We start from the raw sequence: 6,000 nt of genomic DNA, 5'->3' as shown, positions 1-6,000 counted from the left end.
CGGCTGCCGTCGCCCGCGCCAAAGCGCGTAAGGCAGCTCAACAGACAGAACAGACCCAGTCTGCAACAGCGGATGCAACCGATACGACTGACGCCGACCCCAAAAAAGCTGCTGTCGCGGCTGCCGTCGCCCGCGCCAAAGCGCGCAAGGCGGCTCAACAGGCAGAACAGACTCAGGCTGCAACAGCGGATGTAACCGATACGACTGACGCCGACCCCAAAAAAGCTGCTGTCGCGGCTGCCGTCGCCCGAGCCAAAGCGCGTAAGGCGGCTCAACATTCAGAACAGACCCAGGCTGCAACAGCGGATGTAACCGATACGACTGACGTCGACCCCAAAAAAGCAGCTGTCGCGGCTGCCGTCGCCCGCGCCAAAGCGCGTAAGGCGGCTCAACAGGCAGCAAAAGAAGCTCAACAGAATAATAGCGAGGAAAACTAAACCGTGGCTTTTAATATTGCCAGCTCACCCCATACGCATAGCCGCCGCAGCACAAGCGACATCATGCGAACAGTCATTGTATGCACTGCATTAGGTGTTGCTGCACAATGGTTCTTTTTTGGCTGGGGAACATTAATCCAGATCCTTTTGGCCTCAGTTGTCGCGGTGACTTCCGAAGCCGCTATCATGAAGCTCAGAAAACGCCCGGCGCTGCCATACATTCGAGATAACAGCGCATTGCTGACAGGCATGTTAGTGGGCATATCGATCCCGCCACTGGCACCATGGTGGATCACCGTGATTGGTGTGGTATTTGCCATCGTAATAGCCAAACATCTCTATGGCGGATTAGGCCAGAACCTCTTTAATCCCGCGATGGTGGCTTATGTGGTGCTGCTGATCTCTTTCCCGGTACAGATGACGACCTGGCTGCCGCCATTATCATTGAGTGCCGAATCAACATCACTCACTGACAGCCTGCTGGCTATTTTTACTGGCTTTACCCAAGATGGTTTCAGTGTTCATCAACTGCGTTTATCGGTTGATGGCGTAACCATGGCGACCCCTTTAGATACGCTGAAAACATCACTGACAACCGGACTGACAACCACAGAAGCAATGGCTAAACCTGTATTTGGCACCATTTCTGGGGTTGGCTGGGAATGGATAAACCTGGGTTTCTTACTCGGGGGATTAATCATGCTGAAAATGCGGGTGATCCAATGGCATATTCCTGTCGGTATGCTGGGTGCACTATTTGTGATCAGCAGCGTCGCATTTCTTCTTAACCCGGATGGCACCGCATCACCTATTTTTCACCTGCTATCGGGAGCAACTATGCTAGGTGCCTTCTTCATTGCCACTGATCCAGTATCGGCAGCAACGACAGTAAAAGGTCGTCTTATTTTTGGCGCACTGATTGGCGTGCTGATATATCTGATCCGTACCTGGGGCGGTTTCCCTGATGGTGTCGCTTTCAGTGTGTTGCTGGCAAACATGTGTGTTCCTTTAATTGATTACTACACCCGCCCCCGTACATACGGTCATTCCTAGGAGCGCACGATCATGCTAAATGCAATGAAGAAAAACAGTGGTGTGCTGGCTATTTTTGCGCTGCTCGCAACGGGCCTGGTCTCTGTTACACATTTGCTGACAAAAGATAAGATCATAGAGCAGCAGCAAAAAGAACTGCTCAAAGTACTGAATCAGGTAATACCTGCGCAGAGCCACGACAATGAGCTATACAAAAGCTGCACGGTAATCACCAACGAGCAATACTTAGGTACTTCCTCACCCATGCCGGCTTACATCGCAACAAAAGCCGCTCAGCCAACCGGTGTCGCGATTGAAGCTATTGCGCCTGATGGCTATAACGGCGCAATAAAGATCGTTGCAGGTCTGGATATGAAGGGTGTTGTCACCGGTGTTCGTGTCCTGAGCCATCAGGAAACGCCGGGGCTCGGCGATAAAATCGATACCCGTGTGACAGACTGGATCGACAGTTTTACCGGTAAAAAGCTCCAAGGCGAGAAAGATCCGGCCTGGGCGGTACGTAAAGATGGCGGTAACTTCGACCAGTTTACCGGTGCAACGATCACACCGCGTGCGATTGTCAAAGCAGTTAAAAATGTGTCACTGTATTTTGAGCGCCATCAACAGGAACTCCTTAATCAACCTCTGAATTGTCAAGGTGCATCATGAGCCTGAATAAAGAACTGATGAAAAATGGCCTGTGGAAGAATAATCCGGCTATCGTTCAGCTTCTGGGGCTATGTCCCCTGCTGGCCGTATCAGCCACCGTCACCAATGCCTTAGGCTTAGGTCTGGCAACGGCTGCCGTATTAGTCGGCTCCAACCTTATCGTGTCGCTGGTACGCCAGTGGGTCCCCTCAGAAGTTCGCATTCCGATTTTCGTCATGATCATTGCGTCCTTGGTAACCTGTGTCCAATTATTGATGAACGCCTTTACCTATGGCCTATATCAATCTTTGGGGATTTTTATTCCGCTGATTGTAACCAACTGCATCATCATTGGCCGGGCAGAGTCTTTTGCCTCCAAAAATGATCCTCTTCCGGCAACCCTTGACGGGCTGTGGATGGGGCTAGGTATGACTTCGGCGCTGGTTGCATTAGGTGCAATGCGGGAAATATTAGGTAACGGTACGTTGTTTGATGGTGCTGACCGTCTGCTTGGCGACTGGGCCGCATCTCTGCGCATTGAAGTCTTCAGCTTTGACAGTAGCTTCCTGTTAGCTATGCTGCCACCAGGAGCCTTTATCGGTGTCGGCTTTATGATTGCTCTGAAAAACGTTATTGATAAGAAACGCGAGCAGAAAACAACAGCTGAGAAAAAAACCACGATTGAGCGTGTCCGTATTACACCTGCCAATTAAGAGCAGAGTATTAATCTAGGATTGGCAGACATTAAAGTGGACAAGCTCAACCTTCGGCACCAAGTTAGATGTCGCCAAATCCGGTCAGTCAGGAAGCCAGATATACCATGAACAACGACAAACGCGTTCAGATTCTTGAACGCCTTCGGGCAGAAAATCCCCACCCGGAGACCGAACTAAAATGGAGTTCGCCCTTTGAACTGCTGATCGCGGTGCTATTATCCGCCCAGGCGACAGATGTCAGTGTCAACAAGGCAACAGACAAACTCTACCCGATTGCAAATACCCCGCAAGCCATCTTTGACTTGGGGGTTGAAGGCGTCAAGGAATACATTAAGACTATCGGTTTGTTTAATTCAAAAGCCGAGAATGTCATTAAAACCTGCAAAATCTTGCTCGAAAAACATGGTGGTGAAATACCGGAAAACCGCGCAGCACTTGAAGCCTTACCAGGCGTCGGTCGTAAAACGGCAAATGTCGTACTCAATACCGCTTTTGGCTGGCCGACCATCGCAGTTGATACCCATATCTTCCGGGTATCAAATCGTACCAAGTTTGCCATGGGCAAAAACGTCGATCAGGTTGAAGAAAAATTACTCAAAGTGGTTCCGAAAGAGTTTAAAGTCGATGTTCACCATTGGTTGATCCTTCATGGTCGCTACACCTGTATAGCCCGTAAGCCACGTTGCGGTAGCTGTATCATTGAAGACCTTTGTGAGTACAAAGACAAAGTGTACCCAGACGAGTAAGCTAGTCAGTCATCGTCTTTTAATAACATCACAAACAGGCGAAAGCCCTGAACATTGGAGAGCCTTATGGCAAACGGACGTATCCTTCACACTATGCTACGGGTCGGCGACCTTGACCGCTCTATTGCGTTTTATACTGATGTAATGGGCATGCAGCTGCTTCGTAAGCATGATAATGAAACGTATAAATACACCCTGGCTTTTGTCGGTTATGGTGATGAAACTCAAGGCGCAGTGATTGAACTGACCTATAACTGGGGAACGACAGAATACGATATGGGTGATGCTTTCGGTCATATCGCTATTGGGGTTGAAGATATTTACGCTACGTGTGATGCGATTAAAGCATCCGGTGGTAACGTCACCCGAGAGCCGGGGCCGGTGAAAGGCGGAACAACGCATATCGCTTTTGTCAAAGACCCTGATGGCTACCAGATTGAACTGATCCAGCGAGCATAGAAAGCAGGTTCGAGAGACTGAAAAACTCGTTTCTCGAACCCTCCCGCCAGTTCTAAATGATCGTTCTGCCTAACGAAATCACAACACGACGGTTTTTATTACGGCCAATAGGCGTCGAATTATCGGCAATCGGGCGGCGCTTGCCATAGGCCTCAACCTGAATCCTGTTCCCCGGTAAGCCCAATGACATAAAGTATTCTTCTAATTTCTTCGCCCGGCGTTCGGACAAGTTCTGATTCACATTTTTCCCGCCATTTGAATCGGTATAAGTGGCAAGCAGCACTAAGTCAATATCATCACTGTAACGAACAAAGTCCGTAATTTGTGCCAGTCGCTTCTGTGACGCCTTGTTCAGTTCATCGCTGTCACTGTCATAATTCAGTACCGTAAAGGCAATGTCTTCAAAGCTATAAGGCAACAAGTTATCCAGACACAGGCTGAACTGCTGATAAGGTGTTTGGAAAGATACTGCAGCAAGCGCAACTTCTATCATTTTATCGCGGTGCTGCCAGTCTTGATAACTAAAGGTAGGATAGCGCCCACTTTCCAGTTCACTTAGCATCGTCCAGGCCATCTGGCCTCCGACATAACCATCGAATTGTTTAAAAAACGTCAATCGGGTGATCGGCTCGGCTGCGTCACCGGGCATCCACCGGGCAGGCATAGATACTAGGTTAACATTACGAGTTTCCCCCATTGGGCGGCGCATTTTCAATTCAAAATCAAGATTGATTTTCTTTCCGGCCCTGGAGGTAAACTGCGCTTCGCCGTAATTCGGAATGGCATGGATCATCCGGCATTCTAATGGCGTATCAACAGCGACCTTCCAGCTCGATTGCGCCGGCGTTGCCACATATTGTTTTGTTGCCTGTGCAGGAAGGCTCATCATTAAGCCCACCACCATCGAGGTATTCAGCCATGCCATTTTTGAAAAATTGTTCATACCATCCCAACAACGTCGATCGTAATGCTCTCTATTGTATCGAATCCTCACAGAAAATCTTTAGCCGCCTTTGTATCAACATTTCCGGGCTGAAGGTTTTGCTCCGTTTCTGAATCTGACATAATGCTTGCCTACTTTATATCGACAGCAGTGTTATGAGCGAAGATAACGAACTAAATACATTAAAAAGTCGCTTTCGCGGCTATTTTCCCGTGGTCATTGACGTTGAAACTGCAGGTTTTAATGCCAAAACGGATGCACTCCTTGAGATCTGTGCCGTTACCCTGAAAATGGATGAAGATGGCTGGTTAAAGCCCGCCACCACGATTCATTTTCACGTTTCGCCATTTGAAGGCGCGATCTTAAATAAAGAAGCATTAGAATTTAATGGTATTCGTGACCCCTTCAGCCCACTTCGTGGTGCTGTCTCTGAAGAGACTGCTTTAAAAGAGATCTTTAAGAAGATCCGCAAAGAACAGAAAACGGCAGATTGCTCGCGCGCCATAATGGTGGCACACAATGCCAACTTCGATCATAGCTTTGTGATGGAAGCCTCCGGACGATCTAAATTAAAACGCAATCCGTTTCATCCATTCGCAACCTTTGATACTGCGGCATTAAGTGGCCTTGCCTTTGGTCAAACTGTATTGGCCAAAGCTTGCAGCACAGCAGGCATCCCATTTGATAACAAAGAAGCTCACTCAGCACTCTATGACACGGAAAGAACCGCTGAACTATTTTGCAAAATTGTTAATAAGTGGAAAGAATTAGGTGGCTGGCCACTTTTAGCTCCGACAACGGAAGAAACATCAGCGTCTTAAAAATCAAACAGACCAACTCATCGGACCAGACCTCAAGCCCAGCAACGCTGGGCTTTTAGAATGAAGTTTTCAAACTGAAACTGAAAGCACAACAGAATTATTCTGTGAGATCGTTAACAAATACGGAAAAACACCTGACGGGCCGGCTTTTATACCTTAAACGGATGAAATATCACTGCCTTAAAAGTTAAACAAGCA

Annotated in this window: 7 protein-coding genes and 1 pseudogene; 7 read left to right on the top strand and 1 reads right to left on the bottom strand. The window is 48.4% G+C overall.

The annotated features are described in order from the left end of the window. The 6 genes and pseudogenes from R3289_RS15740 to gloA form a co-directional block, all read left to right on the top strand. Positions 1–437: pseudogene (locus tag R3289_RS15740) on the top strand (electron transport complex subunit RsxC); the annotation flags it as partial. A 3-nt stretch (positions 438–440) separates the two neighbouring features. After that, the gene (gene rsxD / locus R3289_RS15735; RefSeq protein ID WP_318926639.1) at positions 441–1,490 is read left to right on the top strand and encodes an electron transport complex subunit RsxD; all 1,050 of its coding nucleotides are present in this window, start codon (positions 441–443) and stop codon (positions 1,488–1,490) included. Positions 1,491–1,502: 12 nt separating this feature from the next. Further along, the gene (gene rsxG / locus R3289_RS15730; RefSeq protein ID WP_318926638.1) at positions 1,503–2,138 is read left to right on the top strand and encodes an electron transport complex subunit RsxG; all 636 of its coding nucleotides are present in this window, start codon (positions 1,503–1,505) and stop codon (positions 2,136–2,138) included. Next, positions 2,135–2,830 carry an electron transport complex subunit E gene (locus R3289_RS15725; protein WP_318926637.1) on the top strand — a complete coding sequence of 232 codons (696 nt, stop codon included), beginning with the start codon at positions 2,135–2,137 and terminating at the stop codon, positions 2,828–2,830. Before rsxG ends, R3289_RS15725 begins: the two co-directional genes overlap by 4 nt. A 107-nt stretch (positions 2,831–2,937) precedes the next feature. Continuing rightward, positions 2,938–3,579, top strand: coding sequence for an endonuclease III (gene nth, locus R3289_RS15720; RefSeq protein ID WP_318926636.1), 642 nt, complete (start codon positions 2,938–2,940; stop codon positions 3,577–3,579). Between the two features lie 66 nt (positions 3,580–3,645). Continuing rightward, positions 3,646–4,038: a lactoylglutathione lyase gene (gene gloA, locus R3289_RS15715; RefSeq protein ID WP_318926635.1), complete on the top strand. Its 393-nt coding sequence runs from the start codon at positions 3,646–3,648 to the stop codon at positions 4,036–4,038. Positions 4,039–4,090: 52 nt separating this feature from the next. Here the strand turns inward: gloA and motY are convergent, their stop codons facing one another. Next, positions 4,091–4,942 (bottom strand): flagellar protein MotY, encoded by an 852-nt coding sequence (gene motY, locus R3289_RS15710; protein ID WP_413466713.1) that lies wholly within the window; start codon positions 4,940–4,942, stop codon positions 4,091–4,093. A 194-nt stretch (positions 4,943–5,136) separates the two neighbouring features. On the opposite strand from motY, the gene rnt reads away from it, so the two are divergent. Then, complete coding sequence (gene rnt / locus R3289_RS15705; RefSeq protein ID WP_318926633.1) at positions 5,137–5,802, top strand: ribonuclease T; 666 nt, start codon at positions 5,137–5,139, stop codon at positions 5,800–5,802. Positions 5,803–6,000 lie beyond the last annotated feature (198 nt).

Origin of the sequence: Photobacterium sp., from assembly GCF_033720175.1 — a bacterium.
Taxonomy (GTDB): domain Bacteria; phylum Pseudomonadota; class Gammaproteobacteria; order Enterobacterales; family Vibrionaceae; genus Photobacterium.
Note: the sequence above shows the minus strand (reverse complement) of the source record. Positions and strands in the feature narration are given on the sequence as shown.